The organism is Atlanticothrix silvestris CENA357 (assembly GCF_016056295.1).
In the GTDB taxonomy this organism is placed as follows: domain Bacteria; phylum Cyanobacteriota; class Cyanobacteriia; order Cyanobacteriales; family Nostocaceae; genus Atlanticothrix; species Atlanticothrix silvestris.
Map to the genome: position 1 here is coordinate 82,434 of NZ_JAECZB010000080.1, position 20,796 is coordinate 103,229.

Sequence of the window (20,796 nt, forward strand, 5' to 3'; positions counted from 1 at the left end):
ATAAATGTCTGAAAGCCTTAGATGTTAAAGTTTACAAGTCTCGATGCGAGAGAGAATTTCCCCTCCCCCACCCCCCAACACACTACCACCCACACACAAGTCCCAAATCACTTGATCCACAAACGGGAGGTGTCCTTTTGGGGAAGAGGTATCAAAAGTTATTTCATAATACCCCTCCCTTCCAGTCCATCCTACGCGATCGTTAAACTTCTCCCAGGCTTCTTCGTAATACTTGCCGTCAGCTTTACCGCCAACGCTCAAGTAAATTTCCTTCTGGACGCTGAAGCCAAAGCGTCCATTGCTGTATTTTACCCACAAGCGGTCAATTGTGCGTAAGTCAGTGCAAGGAAAATTTAAGAGTTCGTCTTCCTCGAAGTAGTCGTCTTTTTCTTTACCTACAGCCTGAATCATCACCCGATAGGTTTCTTGGTCGGCTTCCTCCCAGTCTTTTGCTGCGAGTAGGTCGCGCAGTCTGCTGTAGTCTATGCCTTTTTCAGACTCCTGATAAATTTTTTTCTTGGCTTGCTGGACAATATAATCAATCCCTTTATCACTACTGATTGCCAGCCAATTCTTTATTTGTTCATATTCTTTTGGGTGATAATTTCTAATCGTTTGCATATTGATACCATGCAAAATAGGCAGAATATTATTAGTTGTTAATATCTGCTCGAACTCCATAAAAGTCCATTCTTTATGTTTAGCAAAGTACTTATTGCTAATTACCACAATTCCATAACGTGATGCTTTTAGCCCTTCTTTAATTTTTATTTTTAAATTGTCTCCCCAGCCGAGTTCATTTTTGTCATACCATACTTTATATTGTGCCTCGGTTAGTCTTTCGTATAATTCTTGTACAAAAGTTTCTTTGTCTTCAGATGCATGGCTGAGAAATATATCATGAACCATAAATACTCCTTGTTATTTTATCCGGTATGCTTTGCTTAAACAAGCAAAATAATTTTTTGTAGAAATGTTTCATTGAACATCTCTACAAGGGTTTTTACATTAAAAAAAACCATCTAAGAGGATGTTTGAAAAGTGATTGGCTGTGATTTTAAGTACTTCTAGATCCCCCCTAGCCCCCCTTTTTAAGGGGGGAACCGGAATCAAAGTCCCCCTTTTTAAGTGGGATTTAGGGGAATCTAGAACGTTTTGCTACCGACAAGAGGACTTTTTAAACATTCTCTAATCACCAATAATTTTTATCACTCCTCCACACCTGCAATTTTTGCCAACGCCTTAGCGTAATCTTCCAACCCACCGCGCAAAGCTTCCAACTCACTTCGCAACTTGGGTTCCTCCGACCAACTCTGCTCATGTTCCTTGGGACTCACCCCCACAGGTCGTCTAGCTTCCCACGCTTGCAACAACGGATGCCATTTAGCCAAAAACGGTCTTAACCCATTATTCAACACAGCGATCGCAATTCCCCCCACAGAATCACGAGAAGCCCCTACATCCGGCCCGGCTGCTTTGAGAACTTCGCGAGTTGTTCCAAATAAACTATAAAGAGAGTTCATCGCTTCTCGTACCAAACCCTGGTCAAGTGCCAATGGTTGCACAGCAATTCGCGTTACCAATTCTACATACAGTGACCAAGCCGCCTTCTTTTGTGTAGTGTCAACTTTCCAAGACATCGAACCAATGCCAAAAGGCAGACTTACAGATACAGTCTCTAAAGAAACGCGATCGCGCATAACTATAATAATTAAGCAAATTTGTGTAGTTATTATTGTAATTGACTTTAAACTCTCACTCTCTGCGTCTCCGCGCCTCTGCGTGAGATAAATTAATCCTTGGATTCAGCAAGAAAGTAGTAGCCGACATTGCCCGAAAAATTGCACAATAAAAGCAGTTCGTCGTGGTTACTACCAACAAATGCCGACTACAATTGCTGACGCACAGAATTTACTTTCTGACCTGATTACCCGCTACTCATCCCACGTAGATTATTTGATGATTCGTTTGGAAGAAGCAGAAGGGACTGATATCTTGTTGCGCGGTGACAAGGTAGAAACCCTCAGCGAAGGCATCTCCATTGGTGGACATATTCGCGCTTGTCATAAAGGCGGCTGGGGTTTGAGCAGTTTTAACCAGCTTTCTACTATTAAAGAACGAATTGAAGAAGCGATCGCAGCAGCACAGATGGTTGGTGATGAAGAAACTTTACTCGCTCCAATAGACCCAATACAAGCTATCTGTCAACTACCTTTGACGGGTACAGACCCGCGTAAGATTAGCCTAGCCCATAAAAAAGAATTGTGCGATCGCTACACCGATTTATTGAAAAGCGTAGACCATCGCATTACTACAACTTCAGTACGCTATGGTGACAGCACCCAAAAAGTTATCCTCGCTACCTCAGAAGGTACTCTGATTGAGCAATCTTGGGTGGATATGGAAATGCGCTTTGCTGCTACCGCCAGAAACGGCGAAACTGTACAAACTGGCAGAGAAACCACAGGTTCTCGTAAAGCCTATGAAGATTTAATCAATTTGGATGAACAAGTCAAAGGTGCTGCCCAAAGAGCTGTTGCTGCTTTATCTCTACCATCAGTGAAGGGTAATACCTATACTGTAGTCATTGACCCAATTTTGACTGGTTTGTTTGTTCACGAAGCCTTTGGCCATCTTTCTGAAGCTGATATGGCCTACGAAAATCCAGATTTACTAGAAGTTATGACCATCGGCCGGCGATTTGGCCCTAAAGAACTACAAATTTTTGATGGTGCTGCCCCAGAAGGACATCGCGGCAGCTATTTTTATGATGATGAAGGTACACCCGCAACTACTACGCAACTGATTAAAGATGGGGTTTTGGTAGGACGTTTACATTCTCGTGAAACTGCTGGCAAATTGGAAGAAGCACCTACAGGCAATGCGCGCTGTCTTAATTATCATTTCAGTCCAATTGTGCGGATGACAAATACTTGGATTGAACGAGGTAAAACACCAGTTGAAGATTTATTTACTGGTATTAAAGAAGGAGTATATGCTCGTAATTGGCTTGGCGGTATGACTAATGGAGAAATGTTCACTTTTAGCGCTGGGGAAGCATGGATGATTAGAAACGGTAAAATCGCTGAATCAGTCAAGGATGTTACACTTTCGGGTAACGTTTTTCAAACCCTCGCCGATATTGAAGCAATTGGCAATGACTTTTACTGGGATGAGTCTGGCGGTTGCGGTAAAGGTGGGCAAAATGGTCTGTCTGTTGGCTGTGGTGGGCCCAGTTTGCGAATTCGAGATGTCGTAGTTGGCGGAGAAATTTAACTAACTGATTCGCGCTTTAGTAGGGCTATCCACATATCTGAGGGGTCAGAATAATAATCGATTTGCTCAACTCGATATCGATAAGTTTCAAAACCGCGTTGCAAAATAATGTAGTCACGCGGTTTTATACCTTTACCTATGCCAGTCATTTGTCCTTCTATTCCGCTACTGAGTGACTCAAATACGTAATCTTTTCCCCAAATTAATTGGCTATAATCGTGAGTTTTATGCTTTTTGCTTAATCTATTTACTGGATAGAACAGCAATGGTAAAGAGTTTATAAAATTAGAACTCAAGTTAATTCCTATTTTGATAAAAGACATAAGTAAATTTTCCAATATCAACTAACAAATCTTAATTGATGAAAATAATCAAACCTGTTATCTAGGGTGTAAATACAAATTACCTAATTACCCCAAATCCTTTTTTATAGGTAGCAGACTAACGCCCTATTCAATATTTTTAGTGCATTAAAACTAACGTCCATAAAGCACCATACCGAATAAAATCTAATGTGAAAAAAATAATTTTGAATAATTCAAATGATGATTGTCAGATTACGAAGACAATACACCACCTGATCATTAATAATCAGCAAATCACACTAGTTATTTTGGAATGTGGGTTACAAAATAATTTTAAGAGGATTAACTAAAATGCAAATTAACTTTTTTTAAGACATAATTCGGAGTTCTTAATGTTTAATTTTTACTAGCTTTTATTTGTATTACTTAATGATGCCGACTATACCTGATAAAATTTAAGTAACAATATTTTATTCGTCACTCATACTTACTGAAGATAACATTAAACATTTGGTAGAATCTTTTACGCTGTAAAAGGTGGAATTATTGCACATTTTATAGTAAAAACTGTCTAATTGTCTCCAGTAAAAGTACTAATTTATAGAAAAATATTACTTAAAGAATCATACTTTTATTCTATTAATTTAGCACATTTACTTTATACACACATGCTTTATATATGTATATATAGTGTCAGGAATGTAAACTTTCAAGACTAATTAGCTCTAATTTATACTTTTTAAGTCTAACGCAACATCTACCTGGTCTAACAGTGTTTCTGGGGTAGAGGAGTTATCTAACACGACATCGGCACGAGATGCTTTTTCTTCTATAGATAATTGACTATTGATGCGGGCTTGTGCTTGTTCTTGGCTGAGGTGATTTCGCTGTATTAATCTTTGCAGTTGTTGTGACTCAGAGCAACGCACAACCCAGATTTCTGTAACTAAATGAGTCATCTTGGCTTCAAACAGCAGAGGGATAACTAACACCAGTGTTTGTGCAGAAGATTGGGCGATCGCCTCCTGAAAACGATCGCCTACATAAGGATGAATTAACTCCTCTATCTTGTTGCGTTCATCTTGACGTTCAAAGATAACTTCGCCTAGCTTTTGGCGGTTGAGGTTACCATCTGGGAGTAAAATTTGTTCGCCGTAACGTTGGGCGATCGCATCAAGAATAGGTGAACCTATAGTTACTGCATCTCTAGCATAAATATCAGCATCCAAAATCGGCAGATTGTAAGCACTAGCCAAATAATTGGCGACAGTGGTTTTACCCGTAGCAATACCTCCAGTTAAGCCGATGATGCGTTTCATGTATATATAGGGAACAGGGAACAGGGAACAGGGAATAGGGAACAGGGAATAGGGAACAGGGAATAGGGAATAGGGAACAGACATATATCTTAATTACGAATTACGAATTACGAATTACGAATTAATGCTTGGGTTAATCCATCTAAAGTATATTCTTCAGCTTCTACATCCACGCGTCCGAATAAAGAATGACAAGTTTTTGAAGTTTGTGGACCAATAGAAGCAATACACACACCTTCTAAAGCAGAAATTAGATCAGAGTTGTGAGGAAATATGCTTTGTGTGAGTTGGCAAAAAAATTGTACAGTTTTGGAACTCGCAAAGGTAATGATATCTATTGTATGATTTTGCAGAGCTAATTTTGCCGAATCTGGGATACTACTAGGACAGCAAGATTGATATGCCGCAACTTCTATTACCTCTGCACCTTTAGCAGTTAATTCTTTGACTAAAATCTCTCTTCCACCACTTTCGACTCTAGGAAATAAAACTTTTTTTCTAGATAATTCTTCGGGGAAACTTGCCAATAAAGAATCTGCAACAAAGCTAGGCGGAATAAAATCAGGTTGGATGTAACGTTGTTTGAGACTTTGGGCTGTTTTTTCGCCAACAACGGCTATTTTTACACCAGCTAAAGCACGGCTATCTTTCCCTTGGGCATTTAACCTTTCAAAAAAGTAATCTACACCATTGGTAGAAGTGAGAATTAACCAATGAAAATCTAATAAATTAGCGATCGCCTGATCTAAATCTGCCCAACTCGAAGGCGGGCCAATTTCTAAGGTAGGCATTTCAATGACTTTTGCGCCTAATGCAGTGAGGCGATCGCTAAATTGACTCGACTGTCCAACCGAACGTGTCACCAGGATTGTTTTGTCAGCAAGGGGAAACTGAGTAGATGGGGCGAAATTGCTTGACATAATTGCAGGACTGGAAATTTTAGGTGTGGTCGAATCTTCTAAAGATATTTTCTCAGGTTGTAAGTAATTGCGTAGCCCGACAACCTCACCAATGATGATTACTACTGGCGAAAGAGATAAACCAGCGGTTTGCTCTAAAATATTACCCAATTGGGCTGTCCAGATTTGTTGATTAGGAGTACCTGCCCAGCGGATGATGGCAATGGGTGTTAGACGCGATCGCCCATGTCTAACTAGTTGATGTACAATCTCTGGCAAATGTCGTCCGCCCATCAATATTACTAGTGTCTCTAACCGAGATAAAGCTTCCCAGTCTAAAGCTTCCGGTTCGTGGGCTGTCAACACGGCAAAACAGCGACTCAAGACGTTATCTGTTAAGGGAATCCCCGCCAGTAACGGTGCTGCAAGGGCTGAAGAAATACCTGGGACTACTTCAAATTCACAATTAGCCGCTTGCAAAGCTTCAATTTCGGAAGTACAACGCCCAAAAATAAACGGATCACCCGATTTAAACCTGACAACTTGTCGATTTTCTTGGCAGTATTTAACGAGTAACTGATTAATTTCAGCTTGTGGTGTACTGGGTTTACCACCACGTTTGCCTACATCTATTTTTAGACAATCAGGCGATACGCAACGTAACAATTGCTCATCTACTAGGGCATCGTAGACTAACACCTGAGCTTGACCCAAGAGATGATAAGCTTTAACCGTCAGGTATGCTACATCTCCAGGGCCAGCGCCTACGAGGTAAACTTTGCCCTTTGCTTCAGTCATAATTTCAGGTTAAGTTGACTTGGCACTTATTTGATCTAATAATTGAGCAACCTTCTTAGCCCTTTCAGGTTGGCGCTGTTTTTGCAATAAATCTTTAGCTGCTTGCAGATTAGTTTTGGCTGCTGATTGCTGATTTTCCTGCATTAAAATATTCGCCAAACGCAAATATGCATCAGGATTTTTGGGACTGCGTTGAATTACTTCCTCAAACAATTCCTTAGCTTCTTTAACTTCCCCTTGCTGGATTAAAACATCTCCCAGCAGCAAGCGAACTACATCATTAGTAGAGTTGATAGACATTACTTTGCGAAAAGCTGCTTCCGCACCTTGAAAGTCTTTTTGCTCATAAAGATTAATTCCCTTTTGGAAAAAGTTGGAGGTAATTAAGGTTTTCCAGGCGAAATAACCGAGAAAGGCAATACTAACAATAACTGCTATAATTGCCAAAACATCAGTTCCTTGAAAATTTTCTAACATCGTTTTAAGCCAACAAACAGGCAATAGGGAACATGAGATATTCGAGGAAAAAGAGTTTCCAGATAAATTGATAGAATTGAGCGATCGCGCTTTTATCTTGCAAGTCTACTACCAAACTCCGCATCCACATCCAGCACAGAACTATTAGATGAGTAATCACCAAAAATATTGAGTTAACTGAGGCTAAACGGATAGCGCCAACCAAAATCATTCCTAGGTAGCAGACAGTTAGCACCCAAAGCGCCAGATTAAATACAGCTTGCGGGCCGAGTTGAATAGTGAAAGTGGTGATATTGTATAGGCGATCGCCTTCCATATCGGGGATATCTTTAAAAATAGCGATCGCGAAGGTAAACACCAAAACAAATATCGTCAAAACCCACACCACAGGCGGAATTGATGAGTTTTGTTGTAATACCCAATTAAAATGTAAAAACAAACCTAAATTAACGATTGTGCCGCGTACAGAAAAAATACAAAGGGCTGCCCAAAATGGGAACTGCTTCAAACGAATTGGTGGCAAAGAATAAGCCGTACCAATTACTAAACTAATAGCCACCATTCCGAACAAAAAAGGGCCTGTGAACCATGCTATAACTAAAGCCAAAAGCCCACTCAAAACGACAATTAATTGTCCTTGTGTCCGAGAAAATTCTCCTGAAGCAAGTGGTAAATGAGGCTTATTAATCTTGTCAATATCAATATCTTCTAATTGATTTAAGCCCACAATATAAACATTACCGCACAGACAAGCAATCCATGCGCCTAAAACCCGACTCAGGGGAATGCCAGAAAATCCCGTTGATGAAACAGCAATAGCAATTAAATATAAGCCCCAGACACTTAAAGTAGTGCCAATAATCGTGTGTGGGCGAGAAAATTTCCAGAAAGCGTATAACCAATTTGATGGAACAGGCTTGTGTGACAAAGGGCTGTTTTGAGAACTCTGACTCATGAGTAAATTAGATTCAGTATTCCGGCTTACTGTTAATCATTGTCACAGATTTGTGTCATTTACAGCAGGAGGCGGACTTCTGCGTCCTTGCGACTGTGCGATCGCATTTGCAAGTCGTAATCATAACAAAAATTCGCAGGCGCAGGAGACCTTGCTTGCTCATTTCAATTCCCAATGCTAGATGCTGCCCATACCCTCTTATCATAAAAATATAAGCAAAATATGAAGTCGCCAGATTTTCACAGGCATTACATGGGCAGTATTTGGGAAATTGATTTTTACTCACGTCCAATTCTGGACGCAAATCAGAAAAAAGTTTGGGAAGTCTTAATCTGCGAAAGTCCTGCGGATGTGGGCAAAAGTATGGATTCCCTGTTTCGCTATACTCAGTATTGTCCCAGTACCGAAGTCAATTCGGGTTGGTTGAGGACGGCGTTACAAGAAGCAATTACTCAAGCTGGAGAAGCGCCGATCAAAATTCGCTTTTTCCGCCGCCAAATGAACAACATGATTACTAAAGCTTGTCAGGATATAGGTATTCCCGCCCAACCTAGCCGCCGTGCTTTGGTTCTCAACCAATGGCTAAAACAGCGGATGGAGGAAGTTTATCCCCAAGAACCAGGGTATCAAGGAGGGACTAATCCCTCGGTGCGTTTAGAAAGACCTTTACCCCAGCGCTTACCAGATGCTTTAGAAGGTAAACAGTGGGCATTTGTGAGTTTACAAGCTGCTGATTTTGCAGAAATGTCAGAGTGGGAAATTGGCTTTGGGGAAGCATTTCCCTTAGAGATAGCACAATTATCACCTGAAACCCGCATTCCTGGCGTTTTAATTTTCTCACCCAGAGCATTGCCGATCGCAGGTTGGATGTCTGGTTTGGAGTTGGCTTTTTTGAAGTTTGACACTACCAAAGGGGAGAGATTAATTTTAGAAACTGGTGCTACTGAAAGTTGGATTTTAGAAAATATTAAAAATCCTCAAATCTTAGCAGAAGCCAAAGGTTTTGAAGAGGCTAAACAAAAAGCTAATGGTGTACATTTTATTGGTGTGCAGTCTGATCCCGATGCACAATCTTTTACTGGATTTTGGCTATTACAAGAGGTGAATTTGCCATAAATTGGGCAAATTCGTGTATGTATTCAAGAAAGGACTTAATAACCGAAGAAAGGATAAAGGATAAAAGATTAAGGCCGAAAAAAGAGGAAGATTTGAATTAAAGCCTGCAAAAAAATTTAAAGGCTTTATTTCAGATATCGTACTTATACTGATATATCCTGATACATCTAGTTGTTTGTGAAATAATTCTCTGCGTCCATGACACGCTGATAGACACCGATGATTTGGGATAATTGTCTGCGTCCATCTGCGTCTCAAAATTACGATTGCTGATACACGCTGATAGATACCAATGATTTGGGATAATTATCTGCGTTCATTTGCAGCTCAAAGTCCAAAATCTACAATTCACCAAGGGTCATGGGTGCTGAAAATTTGTCACAAGATACGCTAGCAGAACAACTGCTGGAACTAGCCATAAAATCAGGGGCAGAAGCAGCTGAGGTTTATCAGTCGCGATCGCTTTCCCGTCCCGTGTTTTTTGAGGCTAACCGTCTCAAGCAGCTAGAAACCAGCCAATCTGAAGGTACAGTATTGCGGCTATGGCGAAATGGACGACCAGGACTCACGGTAGCTTACGGTTCTGTCTCACCTCAAGCGCTGGTGGAACGAGCTTTGGCTTTGAGTCAACTCAATCAACCCGAAGCAGTACAATTAGGCAGTAACTCTAAACCTTCCTATCCAGATTTGGGGAAAGATGTACCCATTGAGGTATTGGTAAAATGGGGCAAAGAAGCGATCGCCTTGATCCGCGATGTTTATCCAGATGTTCTTTGCAATAGTGATTGGGAATGTGATGTGGAAACTACTAGACTTGTAAATACTCAAGGTCTAGATTGTTACTACACCGACACTACCCTCAGTTGTTATGTATCAGCAGAATGGATACGAGGCGATGATTTCTTAAGTGTTTCTGATGGGCAAACTCAACGAGATATTCTGCAACCAGATAAAATAGCTCATCAAATTTTACAAAGGTTGCTTTGGGCTAAAGAAAATGTCTCACCGCCTAATGGTCGCGTCCCGATTTTGTTTACTTCTAAAGCGGCTGATATGCTTTGGGGCACTGCACAAGCAGCTTTAAATGGTAAGCGCGTCTTAGAGTTAGCTTCCCCTTGGGCAGAACGCCTGGGTAAACCAGTGATTGCATCTAGCCTGACTCTCTACCAAGACCCACAAGCAGGCCCTTACAGTTGTCCTTTTGATGATGAAGGCACTCCTACCACTCCTTTAGTCTTTGTCCAAGATGGAATCTTACAGCATTTTTATTGCGATCGCACCACCGGGCAACAGTTGGGTATTGACACTACTGGTAATGGTTTTCGACCTGGTTTAGGCAGCTATCCCAGTCCTGGCTTGTTTAATTTCTTGATCCAGCCTGGTTCAGCCTCACTACAAGACTTGATTGAACAGATGGACGATGGGTTAATTGTGGATCAAATGTTGGGCAGCGGCAGTGGCATTTCTGGCGACTTTTCTATCAATATTGATTTGGGTTATCGTGTGCAAAAAGGTCATGTAATTGGGCGTGTAAAAGATACGATGGTTGCAGGTAATGTCTACACAGCCCTCAAGCAACTAGTACAATTAGGTAACGATGCTGATTGGAATGGTTCTTGTTATACTCCATCCCTAATAGTAGAAGGATTATCTACTAATGGTAGAAATAATTAAATAGTGGAATAAGGAAACAGAGAACAAAAAATAAGTAGAACAGCTAGAAAAAACCCAACTACGTTAATAAAGTGAAATAAAACCCTCCTGCCTCCTGCCTGAACCTGATGATAAATATTCACACCGACCTACTTATCTGCGTAATTAATGCTGCCTAAGTAGTTAGGATAAGGATTAGTTAGGATTGAAGTAATTTAGTCAGTTGATAAAAACTGTGATCAAAAATCCGCTTTTTAAGCATATAACTGTGGAAGTAAAAATGAATATTTGCTTATTTTAATTTTAATTATTATGTCGCTTCCTGTTCTTACTCAGCGCTTTCGCAGCTGGTTGCAGCCTAGAAGAGGTTTAGCGATCGCAGAGGCTTCTATTATTGGTTTTGTGGCTGCCCTATCTGCGGTATTTCTGAAGGTAGGATCGGGATGGTTAGGAACATGGCGAGTTCATACTACCCAAGCTTTACCAGCCTGGTTGGCGTTACCAGCAATTGGTTTGGTCTTTGGATTTTTGGCTGGCGCTTTAGTACAAAGATTGGCTCCAGAAGCAGCTGGTAGCGGTATTCCTCAAGTTAAAGCCACTCTTGCCAATGTACCAATTAGGTTATCTTGGCGAGTCGCCACTGTGAAACTACTCAGCTCTATTTTTGCCCTCGGTTCAGGGATAACTTTAGGACGACAAGGCCCCACTGTTCACGTAGGCGCGAGTTTGGCAGCGGGGATGAGTCGCTGGGTTCCAACTTCTCCAGATCATCAACGCCAGATGATTGCTGCTGGTGCGGGTGCAGGTTTATCAGCAGCGTTTAATGCCCCGATCGCTGGTGTATTATTTATTGTTGAAGAGTTACTTCAAGATTTATCGGGATTAACTCTACAAACTGCAATTATTGCCTCCTTTATTGGTGGGGTAGTATCCCGGCTACTTGGGGGGCGCAGTCTGCAACTAAATTTAGAATTGATCCAATCTTCTAGCAAATTTTCCCTCCCAGAAATTCCCTTTTTTTTAGTATTGGGTATCTTGGCTGGGTTATTGGGTGCATTATTTAACTATGGTCTAATTAATAGTATTAAATTTTACAAAAGACTACACATCAGCTTGCCGTTACGAGTGGCTTTAGCTGGTTTGATTTCTGGAATTATCGTGGCCATGCTCCCCGAATTATTTCGTGATAATACTGGGCTAAGGGAGTATATGATCACCAGTAATGCTAATGCATCTTTAGCAGCGATCGTCTTTGTTGCCCAGTTTATCCTGACTTTGATTGCATTTGGTTCTGGAGCGCCTGGGGGGTTATTTGCTCCCAGTCTCATTTTAGGTTCTTGTTTAGGACACTTCGTTGGTGTGTCTGAGTCCCACCTTTTGGGGGTAGGTTCCATTAGCACCTATGCTTTAGCAGGAATGGGAGGATTTTTTAGTGCTGTTTCTAAGGTACCAATCACCGCAATTGTGATTGTGTTTGAAATGACTACAGATTTCAATCTAGTACTACCTTTGATGATTGTGTCTGTAATATCTTACTTAGTTGCAGAGAAAGTAATGCCAGGTTCACTGTATGAGAAACTTTTAAATTTAAATGGCATCACGATCGCCAAAGCAACTACTGCCGAGGGCATATTAACAAGATTAACAGCAAAAGATGTAATGCAGCGGCGAGTAGAAACTCTAGATGCAGAGATGACCCTAGATGAAGCCATGCAGACTTTTGCTCGTTCCCATCATCGGGGCTTTCCAGTGGTAGAAGAAAGCAAACTGGTAGGTATTGTAACGCAATCAGATTTAGTGAAAAACCGCGACCATAATACATCAAATGATACTCCCTTAAGGGAAATTATGATCTCTGAGCCGATGACGGTAACACCAGTGCATAATCTCAGCAATGTACTGTATTTACTTGATCGTTATCACATCAGTCGCTTACCAGTTGTGGAAGGGCAAAAATTAATTGGTATTATTACCCGTGCAGATATCATCCGGGCAGAAGCTGAGCATCTCAATTATGGAAACACAACCCCGAAGCTACAACTAGAACCTTCTTATGTAGTTTACCAAACGCGATCGCCCAACATCGGCCGAGGCAGGTTATTAGTCCCACTGGCTAATCCTGAAACCGCAGGTATTCTTTTACAGATGGCAGCAGCTATTGCTCGCGATCGCCACTATGAAATAGAGTGTGTACAAGTAATGTTAGTGTCGCGTCATGCTTCTCCCTCAGAAACGCAAGTCAGAACGACAAACAGCCGTCGCTTACTACGACAAGCAGAAGTATTAGCGAAAAAGTGGCAAATTCCTCTGCATACACAAATTCGAGTCGCCCACGATGCCGCCCAAGCGATTTTAGAAATCATCAAAGAACGAAACATCAACATCATTTTAATGGGTTGGAAAGGTAGCACTTCTACCCCTGGCCGAATTTTTGGCAATGTTGTAGACACCGTAATTCGTCAAGCCACCTGCGATGTGATGCTTGTGAAATTGGCAGAAAAAGTCACGTCGCAGGGGAAACAAGATAGAAACTTATCCTCATCTCCTCCTCTTAAGTTCAACCGCTGGCTAGTACCGATGGCTGGCGGCCCTAATGCTAGGTTGGCAATTAAGTTGTTGCCTGCATTGGTAACGCTGGGAAATTATCCCCAAATTCGCCTGACGCAGGTGTTTAAGCCATCTGAATTAAAGCCAGACATGACAGTGTTAGAGCAAGCTATCCGTCAGTTAATGCGTCGCCGCAAATTGTCTAGTAATGTTGTGGCTATCCCAGTGCAAGCTGATTCGGTTGCTGATGGTGTAATTAATTTAGTAAAAACCGGAAATTATGATGTTGTAGTTTTAGGTGCTTCACGGGAGGGATTATTACAGCAAACAATTCAAGGTAATATCCCAGAAGCGATCGCCTCTAATGTGAAGAGTACAGTGATATTAGTCAGAGGAGCAATTAATAGTTAAATTCTAATGGAAAGACTTACTACCCGATGTAAGCACCTGCTGTACAGAGTTCAATAATTCGTGAACAGTAAAGGGTTTTGGTAAAAATCCTTGAATACCACCTGTAAATTGTGTTAAAGCCTCAGCAGATGCTAATCCACTCATGGCAATAATTTGTACCTCTCGATTCATGATTTGCAGGGTACGAATTGCTGTACCTCCCGCCATTGATGGCATCATCATATCCATCAGCACTAGTTGAATCTCATTTTTGTGTAGGGTATAGAGAGCAAGAGCTTCAATTCCATTTTCGGCAGTCAGTACTCTGTAGTTGTGGATTTCTAGTGTAGTTTTGGTAATTTGAGTAATTGCTGCTTCATCATCAACAACTAAAATTAATTCCCCTTGTCCTATTGGCAGTTCTATTTCATCTACTACGGAGTCAATGCTCTCTTCGCTGCTGGGCAGATAAACTTGAAATTGGCTACCAACTTCTATCTCACTGGATACATCCACAAAACCACCGTGATTGTTGATGATGCCAATAACTGTAGACAAACCTAAACCTGTACCCTTGCCAACTTCTTTGGTAGTAAAAAATGGGTCAAAAATTCTATCGATGATTTCTGGGCAAATGCCTACTCCGGTATCGCTGACTGTAATTACAATATAGGAGCCAGTTTTTGCTCCTATACGTATTTTGTGATGGTTTTGGTTGAGTGATAGTTTGGTAGCAGAAATACGCAAGCTCCCACCGTTAGGCATGGCATCACGAGCATTAACTACTAAGTTCATTAATACCTGATGTAGTTGAGTGCTGTCTCCTAAAACAATTCCTACATCTGGTGATATATCTGTGTAGATGTCAATGAATTGGGGGAATGTGCGTTTGATCATCTGCTCAATGTCTTCTATGATCTGTGACACCGATACAATTGTGCGTTTACCTTCTGAACTATGGGTAAAGGACAAAATTTGCTGAATTAAATCAGATCCTCGTTTAGCATTGGTTTCTAACAACTTCAGCATTTGTTGCGAATTTTCATCCATTTGAAGATGTTTCAAAGGCAACAGTTGAGCTATTGTCACCATCGGGGTAAGAATATTGTTGAGGTCGTGAGCGATACCACTAGCCAAAGTACCCAGACTTTCCAAACGTTGAGTGCGAAACAGCCGAGTTTCGAGTTGCTTTTTCTCAGTAATATCAGTATCAACAGTGAGAATAGATTTGGGTAAGCCTGCGGGGTCGCGCATGAGTGTCCAGCGGCTAGCAATGACAAGTTTCTTGCCATCTTTGGTAACTTTGTATAATTCACCTTGCCAAGAACCTAACTCCGAAACTATTTTGATAATTGCTGCCAGTTGAGGTGAGGTTTTTGGAGATGTTTGAGGTAAAAGTATTGAGGCGTTTTTTCCTAAAATTTCTTCTGTGCGCCAGCCATAAACATTTTCTGCACCTTTATTCCAGAATAAGACTTGGTTGTCTAAATTTCGCACCAAGATTGCATCTGTTGTAATGTCTAGTAAGGCCGCTTGTTCACGGATTTTTTGTTCTGTGCGGTAGCGATCGCTAATATCCCTTAATAACCAGCGTAAACTATCTGGTTTTCCCTTACTATCACCTCCGGTTAAAGTGGCGGTGACTTCGGCAGGAAAATCGATATCACCATTATTGTGAAACATCCACAACTCTTGCCCACGAATTTGTTTTTGTTGTCGCAACCGCAGCATCATAAGCCGAAATTTATGTCGTTCTGCTTGATATACAAATACAGAAAATGGTTTACCAATGAGGGCACCCTGACGCACATTGAGTAACTGCACTGCTGCATAGTTGGCTTCTTGAATAATGCCAGTTACATCGGTGACTAAATAGGCATCGGGGGCAAAGTTGAATAAGTCTTGATAACGCTGGCGCTCTGCTTCTACAAGCTGGCGAGTAGCTGCCAATTCCTCATTTTGTTGTTGTAGTTCCTCGGCCGATACATGTAATTCTTCCAGAGAAATGGAAATTTCCGTGATCGCTTCTTGTAATAGCTCTACTGCGAAGTCTTGTCTTTGTGTTTGACTAGCACGCCGCGATAAATTTTCCAGTCGTCGGTGTGCCCCAGCGATCGCTTGTTCCAAATTATCTCCTGCCATTTACAATCTTCTCCTAATTCCTTACCCCTATTGCTCTTGCTGCTGCCGTTCGGCGATTTCTTGACTAGAAATCATACTGGTAACTTTCTCTATATCTGCCATCATTAAAACAGCTCCCTCCATCTCCGTACCAAATAGGGGAGTAATCGCCAAATAACATTTTATTTGTCTACCCCGACGATTGGTAGCATCAAAGATCATTTCTTGGAACTGCCGCTTTCCAGATAGAGAATCGCGAATGGGCGATCGCAGTTGCTCGACGGGCAAACCAATATCTAGGCTAAATAAAGATTTTCCTAATACTTCATCTGCCCGCAATCCCCACATATCCTCTAGCATGTGATTCCAAACTAAGATGTTAGAGCTTTTATCAATCACGACTACTCCACTTTGGAGACTTTTGAGGATGCATATCAGAAAAACATTTGTGCGATTGAGTTCTGTAGTGCGCTCACCTAGCTCGTTATTAATAGTTTGTAATTCTTCATTAGTAGACTGAAGTTCTTCGTTCATTGTCTCCAATTCTTCATTGGTAGATTGAAGTTCTTCGTTGGTGGTTTCTAATTCTTCATTGGTAGATTGAAGTTCTTCGTTGGTAGTTTCTAATTCTTCATTGGTAGATTGTAGTTCTTCGTTGGTAGTTTCTAAATCTTGACGGGAACGTTGCAACGCTTCTTGCAGCTGAATGTAACGGGTGACATCATGAAAAGCAATACTGACACCCAAAAAACTGCTATCGATGTCTTGCAAAGGCCTAATCTGTACATCCAGATATTGCATTTCAGAACTGGATAGATAACGTTCTACGTTGGTCAAATTGACCGCACGACGCTCATTGTAAGCTCGTTCAATGAGCGATCGCAGTTCTACTGGTCGATAAGAAAGTTCTAAATCTTGGAAGGGACGGGTTAAATCTTTAGGCGAGAGTCCAAATAAAGTGCGTGCTTGCTCGTTGATCAGCACTAGTATGCCATTGATGTCAACAACTATTTGGGCGATTGGTGCTGTATCAAAAGCCAGATCTCGCAGGCGAATATGTCGTGACAAACGGCTGCTAGATTCATCATCTGCTGTATTGGCCATAATTAAAAGGCGATCGCGCAAATTTGTTGCCGATACTTTATGGAATATCCGGTTTTTCAAATCTACGGGAGTGAAAAGATTAGAATGCATCAACAGCATTTCTGCCTTTCCCAAAAAAAGATAACCCGAATCATTTAGCGCAAAGTGAAACCGAGCTAAAATCCGTCCCTGAGTCTCCGAATTAAAATACATTAATGTATTGCGACAGACCAACAAATCTAAGCGAGAAATTGGTGCATCTTGAAGCAGATCATGGCGACCAAAAATCACTGAGCGACGCAAATCTTGGCGAAAGACATAGTTGTTACCTGTAGTTTCAAAATATTTATGCCTAAGTTCCGTTGTTAACAATTGGACATCTTTAGCTGAATATACCGCTTGCCGAGCCTGATTTAAGGCTTCTTCATCTACATCTGTGGCGTAGATTTTCACTCTTTGGCGAAAGTCTTCTGCTCCCAAAAGTTCAGTCATCAGCATTGCCAAAGTATAAGCTTCTTCCCCAGAGGCACAACCAGCACTCCAAATGCGGATCTAGTCAGAATTTGTCTTACGTTGAATAAGATTAGGCAGTACTTGCTCTGCTAGGTGTTGCCAGGCTGAAGCATCCCGAAAAAAGGCAGTGACGTTAATCAGGATAGTATTAAATAAATAATTAAATTCCTCTGGGTAAACTTCTAAGTAATCTAAATAATCTCCAAAGTTGTCTAAATTTAATGGCTGCATCCGCTTACGTACACGACGCATCAAAGTTGAACGTTTATAACCTGTAAAATCAAAACCCCGGTTTTGTCTAAGATAAGTCAGTAAATTTTCAAACTCCGGGTCTTTTTCTGAAGAAGTCATAAGGTAGGGAACAGGGAACAGGGAGCACAGGAGCAGAGGAGCATACTTCGACTACGCTCAGTAACCAGAGGAGCAGGGAAGCAGGGGAGAATAACAAATAATAATGGCTCTCCCATGCCCCATGCCCAATGTCTCATGCCCAATTTTTTTTAATTACCCATCACTAAAGTGACTAGTGTTTTTGATATTTCTTGTAAGGGTAGAACAAAATCAACATCGCCTGTTTGAAAAGCCGCAATGGGCATCCCAGCAAATTCGGCGGTTGTTTCGTCTTGGGTGATGACAATACCACCCATTTTTTTGACTGCCTCTACACCCATTGCACCATCGCTACCAGTACCAGTTAGCACAACAGCGATGGCTCTATCTTTATAACTACCTGCCATCGATTCAAATAATAAGTCGGCAGAGGGACGTAGGAAATGTATCAATTCCGATTGGGATAACGAAAGCGTGCCATCGCCGTTAACTAGTAGATGATAGTCAGGGGGGGCAATATAAATTGTTCCTGGGGCGAGAGAGTCTCCTTCTTGTGCTTGCTTGACCTTAAGTGCAGTCCGTCGGCTGAGAATATCTGCCATCATTGACCGATGCTGAGGAGCCAGATGTTGCACCACAGCGATCGCGGCTGTAAAGTCTGCGGGTAGATTTGATAATACTTCAGTTAAAGCATTTAGCCCTCCTGCCGAAGCTGCCAAAGCTACAATATCAAAAGCAGCGTTTGCAAACTGAGTTGGGTGATTGTTGGCATTTCCTGCCATCTGCGTCATAATTTTTCGGCTGTAACTATCAGCCAACTTTATTATTTCTGAAAATACCTAATAGATGAATTTAAACTTAAGATTCATTGATACGCCTGAAAATATTATGCATTATTTTCTAGCTTTTTGGAACTTTTCGTATTGAACTGTTAAGCTTACAAGTTAATCTTCTTGCTCTAGCATATATTTTGCTTGCAAGAGTTGCTGTCTATGTTCATCACTGACTGTGGGGTATTTGAGATTGAGTTCTGCTAATTTAGTGCAGATAATGTCAGCAACGACGAGACGTGTAAACCATTTGCGATCGGCAGGGATAATATACCAAGGTGCCCATTCAGTACTGGTATGGTTAAAAACTGCTTCATAAGCCTCCATATAATCATCCCACGAAGATCTTGCATAGACATCACTTGCTGCAAATTTCCAATGTTTTTCTGGTGTATCAATTCGTTTTAAAAAGCGTTTTTTTTGTTCTGATTTTGAAAGATTCAGAAAAAATTTGAGAATAATTACACCATTATTCACTAAATATTTTTCAAAATTGTTGATTTCTTCAAATCGCTGTTGCCATATTTCATTTTCTTTAGGAAAATGGGGAAGTTGTTGCTTTAAAAGAATTTCTGGATGTACCCGAACTACCAGGACTTCTTCATAGTATGAACGGTTAAATATTCCTATCCGACCTCGTTCTGGCAAGGCTCTTGTGGTTCGCCATAGATAGTCGTGGTCTAATTCTTCGGTACTGGGAGCTTGAAAATTAAACACCTGAAATCCTTGAGGATTTACACCAGACATCACATGTTTAATTGTACTGTCTTTGCCGGCAGCATCCATTGCTTGAAAGATAATTAGCAATGCATAAGTATTTTGAGCATAGAGAATGTTTTGGTAGTTTGCTATTTGTTGAATATTTGTCTGTAATTTGCTTGCTGCATCAATTTTTTGATAATTATCAACTTTATAAGCGGTGTCATAGTCTTTTTGCAGAGAAATCTTGGAGTTTGGTGGAACAATAAAAGCATCATGATTCACGTAAAATCGCTCCTAATAGTTAATAGGCGGAAAAATTCCGCACTATAAAATTTAACCTTTTGTAAATTTTTTTGCTGCTTAATATTCAAGTGCAGCGATCGCTCATAATAAGTTATCTTTTTTTAAATTTTAACTTTTGCTGGTTGGAGGTAGGACGCATCGCTTCTCGGCCTAGTACAAACAGCCCCGCTACACCTAAGCAGACAAACCAGACATATTGATACCAAAAAGACCGAATTTGTTCTACAGTACTTAGTTCTGGATGTAATGTGTTCAAATACAGTAGCAGCATCAGGATCATCAGCGCTCCAAAACCAATAAAACTTAAACCAACACGAATTCGTGCCGATTGTAGTTCAAAATCACTAATTTGCTCTAAATCAATCTCTGCAAGCTCTTGTAAGGTTTCATCTGCTACATTTGAAGCTACTTGCAATTTATTACTCAGCTTGGACGGTAAAATTGGTACCAGTGTTGCTACAGTAGGACGGCGTAGTAAAGCTTCAGTGTTTCGCAACAATTTCAGTGGCTTACGAGCTGGCTGAGCAAATTCGATATTGTCTGTAGAATTTGGGGCGGTAGCTTTGCTTTCAAAATCCATAGCACGCCTTAAAAAACTAGAATATCAATAGCCTAGCGAATCAGTTACTATTCATGCAAATTTTCTTAGCAGGGTGAGACTCTAAGCTGATGCGCGCCTAAATTGCGTAAACACTCTTTACGGTCGTTAACTGTTAACGGTTATCAGCCATCAGCCTTCATGTAAATGTTCAAGTTAAATGCGTAACAGCTTAAAAATATAATTATTTTTGATTATCTCTAATTAAAAAATTGTATAGGACTCATATTTGATTTCTGAACAAAACTCAGTACACTTTCTTGAAAAGTTCTCCGGCAGGAGTATCTCCCCGGCAGACTTTCCGCTTTATTTCTTCTTACCTATTCCCTATTCCCTGTTCCCTGTTCCCTTACTACGCAAATGATTTCAGGAATCAAAGCAGATTCCTATAGGACTTGAGTGACTATAAAAAAAAGTCCGCTGGCGCGGACTACGGACATTGGATAAGGTTAGGTTATTACCAAGATGCTTACTATTCGTTAGAGGACACCTCTATATTTGATGAATAAATGAAAAAAAACAAGCTCCTCCAACTAAAACTTTAGACCTAATTCATTGACTTATGTCTGATTGTATATCTA

General features: G+C 40.9%; 15 protein-coding genes and 1 pseudogene. 4 read left to right on the forward strand and 12 right to left on the reverse strand.

What is annotated here, in order from left to right; translation table 11 throughout:
• Positions 1-24: 24 nt before the first annotated feature.
• Positions 25-909, reverse strand: a complete 885-nt coding sequence (locus I8751_RS20395) for a GUN4 domain-containing protein (protein WP_214440935.1) — start codon at positions 907-909, stop codon at positions 25-27.
• 299 nt (positions 910-1,208) lie between these two features.
• The gene (locus tag I8751_RS20400) at positions 1,209-1,700 is read right to left on the reverse strand and encodes a hypothetical protein (protein WP_214440936.1); all 492 of its coding nucleotides are present in this window, start codon (positions 1,698-1,700) and stop codon (positions 1,209-1,211) included.
• A gap of 181 nt (positions 1,701-1,881) precedes the next feature.
• Here I8751_RS20400 and I8751_RS20405 point away from each other — a divergent pair, with 181 nt between their 5' ends.
• Positions 1,882-3,276, forward strand: coding sequence for a TldD/PmbA family protein (locus tag I8751_RS20405; RefSeq protein ID WP_214440937.1), 1,395 nt, complete (start codon positions 1,882-1,884; stop codon positions 3,274-3,276).
• Here the strand turns inward: I8751_RS20405 and I8751_RS20410 are convergent.
• From I8751_RS20410 to I8751_RS20430, 5 genes are all read right to left on the reverse strand, one after another.
• Positions 3,273-3,599 (reverse strand): hypothetical protein, encoded by a 327-nt coding sequence (locus tag I8751_RS20410; RefSeq protein WP_214440938.1) that lies wholly within the window; start codon positions 3,597-3,599, stop codon positions 3,273-3,275. The two genes, I8751_RS20405 and I8751_RS20410, sit on opposite strands and share 4 nt — an antisense overlap.
• A 707-nt stretch (positions 3,600-4,306) precedes the next feature.
• Positions 4,307-4,900, reverse strand: coding sequence for a dephospho-CoA kinase (gene coaE / locus I8751_RS20415; RefSeq protein ID WP_214440939.1), 594 nt, complete (start codon positions 4,898-4,900; stop codon positions 4,307-4,309).
• 107 nt (positions 4,901-5,007) lie between these two features.
• Positions 5,008-6,597 (reverse strand): uroporphyrinogen-III C-methyltransferase, encoded by a 1,590-nt coding sequence (gene cobA / locus I8751_RS20420; protein WP_214440940.1) that lies wholly within the window; start codon positions 6,595-6,597, stop codon positions 5,008-5,010.
• A 9-nt stretch (positions 6,598-6,606) separates the two neighbouring features.
• On the reverse strand, positions 6,607-7,074 hold the full coding sequence (locus I8751_RS20425; protein WP_214440941.1) for a tetratricopeptide repeat protein: 468 nt from the start codon (positions 7,072-7,074) through the stop codon (positions 6,607-6,609).
• 4 nt (positions 7,075-7,078) lie between these two features.
• Positions 7,079-8,029, reverse strand: a complete 951-nt coding sequence (locus I8751_RS20430) for a homogentisate phytyltransferase (protein ID WP_214440942.1) — start codon at positions 8,027-8,029, stop codon at positions 7,079-7,081.
• Between the two features lie 252 nt (positions 8,030-8,281).
• Here I8751_RS20430 and I8751_RS20435 point away from each other — a divergent pair, with 252 nt between their 5' ends.
• The 3 genes from I8751_RS20435 to I8751_RS20445 all read left to right on the forward strand — a co-directional run bounded on the left by I8751_RS20435 (position 8,282) and on the right by I8751_RS20445 (position 13,756).
• Positions 8,282-9,145: a Tab2/Atab2 family RNA-binding protein gene (locus tag I8751_RS20435; RefSeq protein WP_214440953.1), complete on the forward strand. Its 864-nt coding sequence runs from the start codon at positions 8,282-8,284 to the stop codon at positions 9,143-9,145.
• A 360-nt stretch (positions 9,146-9,505) separates the two neighbouring features.
• Positions 9,506-10,819, forward strand: a complete 1,314-nt coding sequence (locus tag I8751_RS20440) for a TldD/PmbA family protein (protein ID WP_214440943.1) — start codon at positions 9,506-9,508, stop codon at positions 10,817-10,819.
• A gap of 291 nt (positions 10,820-11,110) precedes the next feature.
• Positions 11,111-13,756 (forward strand): chloride channel protein, encoded by a 2,646-nt coding sequence (locus I8751_RS20445; RefSeq protein WP_214440944.1) that lies wholly within the window; start codon positions 11,111-11,113, stop codon positions 13,754-13,756.
• Between the two features lie 3 nt (positions 13,757-13,759).
• Here I8751_RS20445 and I8751_RS20450 read toward each other — a convergent pair whose 3' ends face one another.
• The 5 genes and pseudogenes from I8751_RS20450 to I8751_RS20470 form a co-directional block, all read right to left on the reverse strand.
• A complete protein-coding gene (locus I8751_RS20450) occupies positions 13,760-15,877 on the reverse strand; it encodes a PAS domain-containing hybrid sensor histidine kinase/response regulator (RefSeq protein ID WP_214440945.1) in 2,118 nt (705 codons plus the stop codon).
• Positions 15,878-15,904: 27 nt separating this feature from the next.
• Positions 15,905-17,803, reverse strand: a pseudogene (locus I8751_RS20455) (CheR family methyltransferase).
• Positions 17,804-17,952: 149 nt separating this feature from the next.
• On the reverse strand, positions 17,953-18,573 hold the full coding sequence (locus tag I8751_RS20460; protein WP_214440954.1) for a chemotaxis protein CheB: 621 nt from the start codon (positions 18,571-18,573) through the stop codon (positions 17,953-17,955).
• Positions 18,574-18,726: 153 nt separating this feature from the next.
• Positions 18,727-19,596 (reverse strand): polyphosphate kinase 2 family protein, encoded by an 870-nt coding sequence (locus tag I8751_RS20465; RefSeq protein WP_214440946.1) that lies wholly within the window; start codon positions 19,594-19,596, stop codon positions 18,727-18,729.
• Between the two features lie 112 nt (positions 19,597-19,708).
• Positions 19,709-20,197: a hypothetical protein gene (locus I8751_RS20470; protein ID WP_214440947.1), complete on the reverse strand. Its 489-nt coding sequence runs from the start codon at positions 20,195-20,197 to the stop codon at positions 19,709-19,711.
• Positions 20,198-20,796 lie beyond the last annotated feature (599 nt).

What these genes read in the sequence shown, in the direction of transcription:
- I8751_RS20395 (WP_214440935.1), bottom strand. Translation starts at nt 909, where the DNA reads ATGGTTCATGATATATTTCTCAGCCATGCATCTGAAGACAAAGAAACT.
- I8751_RS20400 (WP_214440936.1), bottom strand. Translation starts at nt 1,700, where the DNA reads ATGCGCGATCGCGTTTCTTTAGAGACTGTATCTGTAAGTCTGCCTTTT.
- I8751_RS20405 (WP_214440937.1), top strand. Translation starts at nt 1,882, where the DNA reads ATGCCGACTACAATTGCTGACGCACAGAATTTACTTTCTGACCTGATT.
- I8751_RS20410 (WP_214440938.1), bottom strand. Translation starts at nt 3,599, where the DNA reads ATGTCTTTTATCAAAATAGGAATTAACTTGAGTTCTAATTTTATAAAC.
- coaE (WP_214440939.1), bottom strand. Translation starts at nt 4,900, where the DNA reads ATGAAACGCATCATCGGCTTAACTGGAGGTATTGCTACGGGTAAAACC.
- cobA (WP_214440940.1), bottom strand. Translation starts at nt 6,597, where the DNA reads ATGACTGAAGCAAAGGGCAAAGTTTACCTCGTAGGCGCTGGCCCTGGA.
- I8751_RS20425 (WP_214440941.1), bottom strand. Translation starts at nt 7,074, where the DNA reads ATGTTAGAAAATTTTCAAGGAACTGATGTTTTGGCAATTATAGCAGTT.
- I8751_RS20430 (WP_214440942.1), bottom strand. Translation starts at nt 8,029, where the DNA reads ATGAGTCAGAGTTCTCAAAACAGCCCTTTGTCACACAAGCCTGTTCCA.
- I8751_RS20435 (WP_214440953.1), top strand. Translation starts at nt 8,282, where the DNA reads ATGGGCAGTATTTGGGAAATTGATTTTTACTCACGTCCAATTCTGGAC.
- I8751_RS20440 (WP_214440943.1), top strand. Translation starts at nt 9,506, where the DNA reads ATGGGTGCTGAAAATTTGTCACAAGATACGCTAGCAGAACAACTGCTG.
- I8751_RS20445 (WP_214440944.1), top strand. Translation starts at nt 11,111, where the DNA reads ATGTCGCTTCCTGTTCTTACTCAGCGCTTTCGCAGCTGGTTGCAGCCT.
- I8751_RS20450 (WP_214440945.1), bottom strand. Translation starts at nt 15,877, where the DNA reads ATGGCAGGAGATAATTTGGAACAAGCGATCGCTGGGGCACACCGACGA.
- I8751_RS20460 (WP_214440954.1), bottom strand. Translation starts at nt 18,573, where the DNA reads ATGACGCAGATGGCAGGAAATGCCAACAATCACCCAACTCAGTTTGCA.
- I8751_RS20470 (WP_214440947.1), bottom strand. Translation starts at nt 20,197, where the DNA reads ATGGATTTTGAAAGCAAAGCTACCGCCCCAAATTCTACAGACAATATC.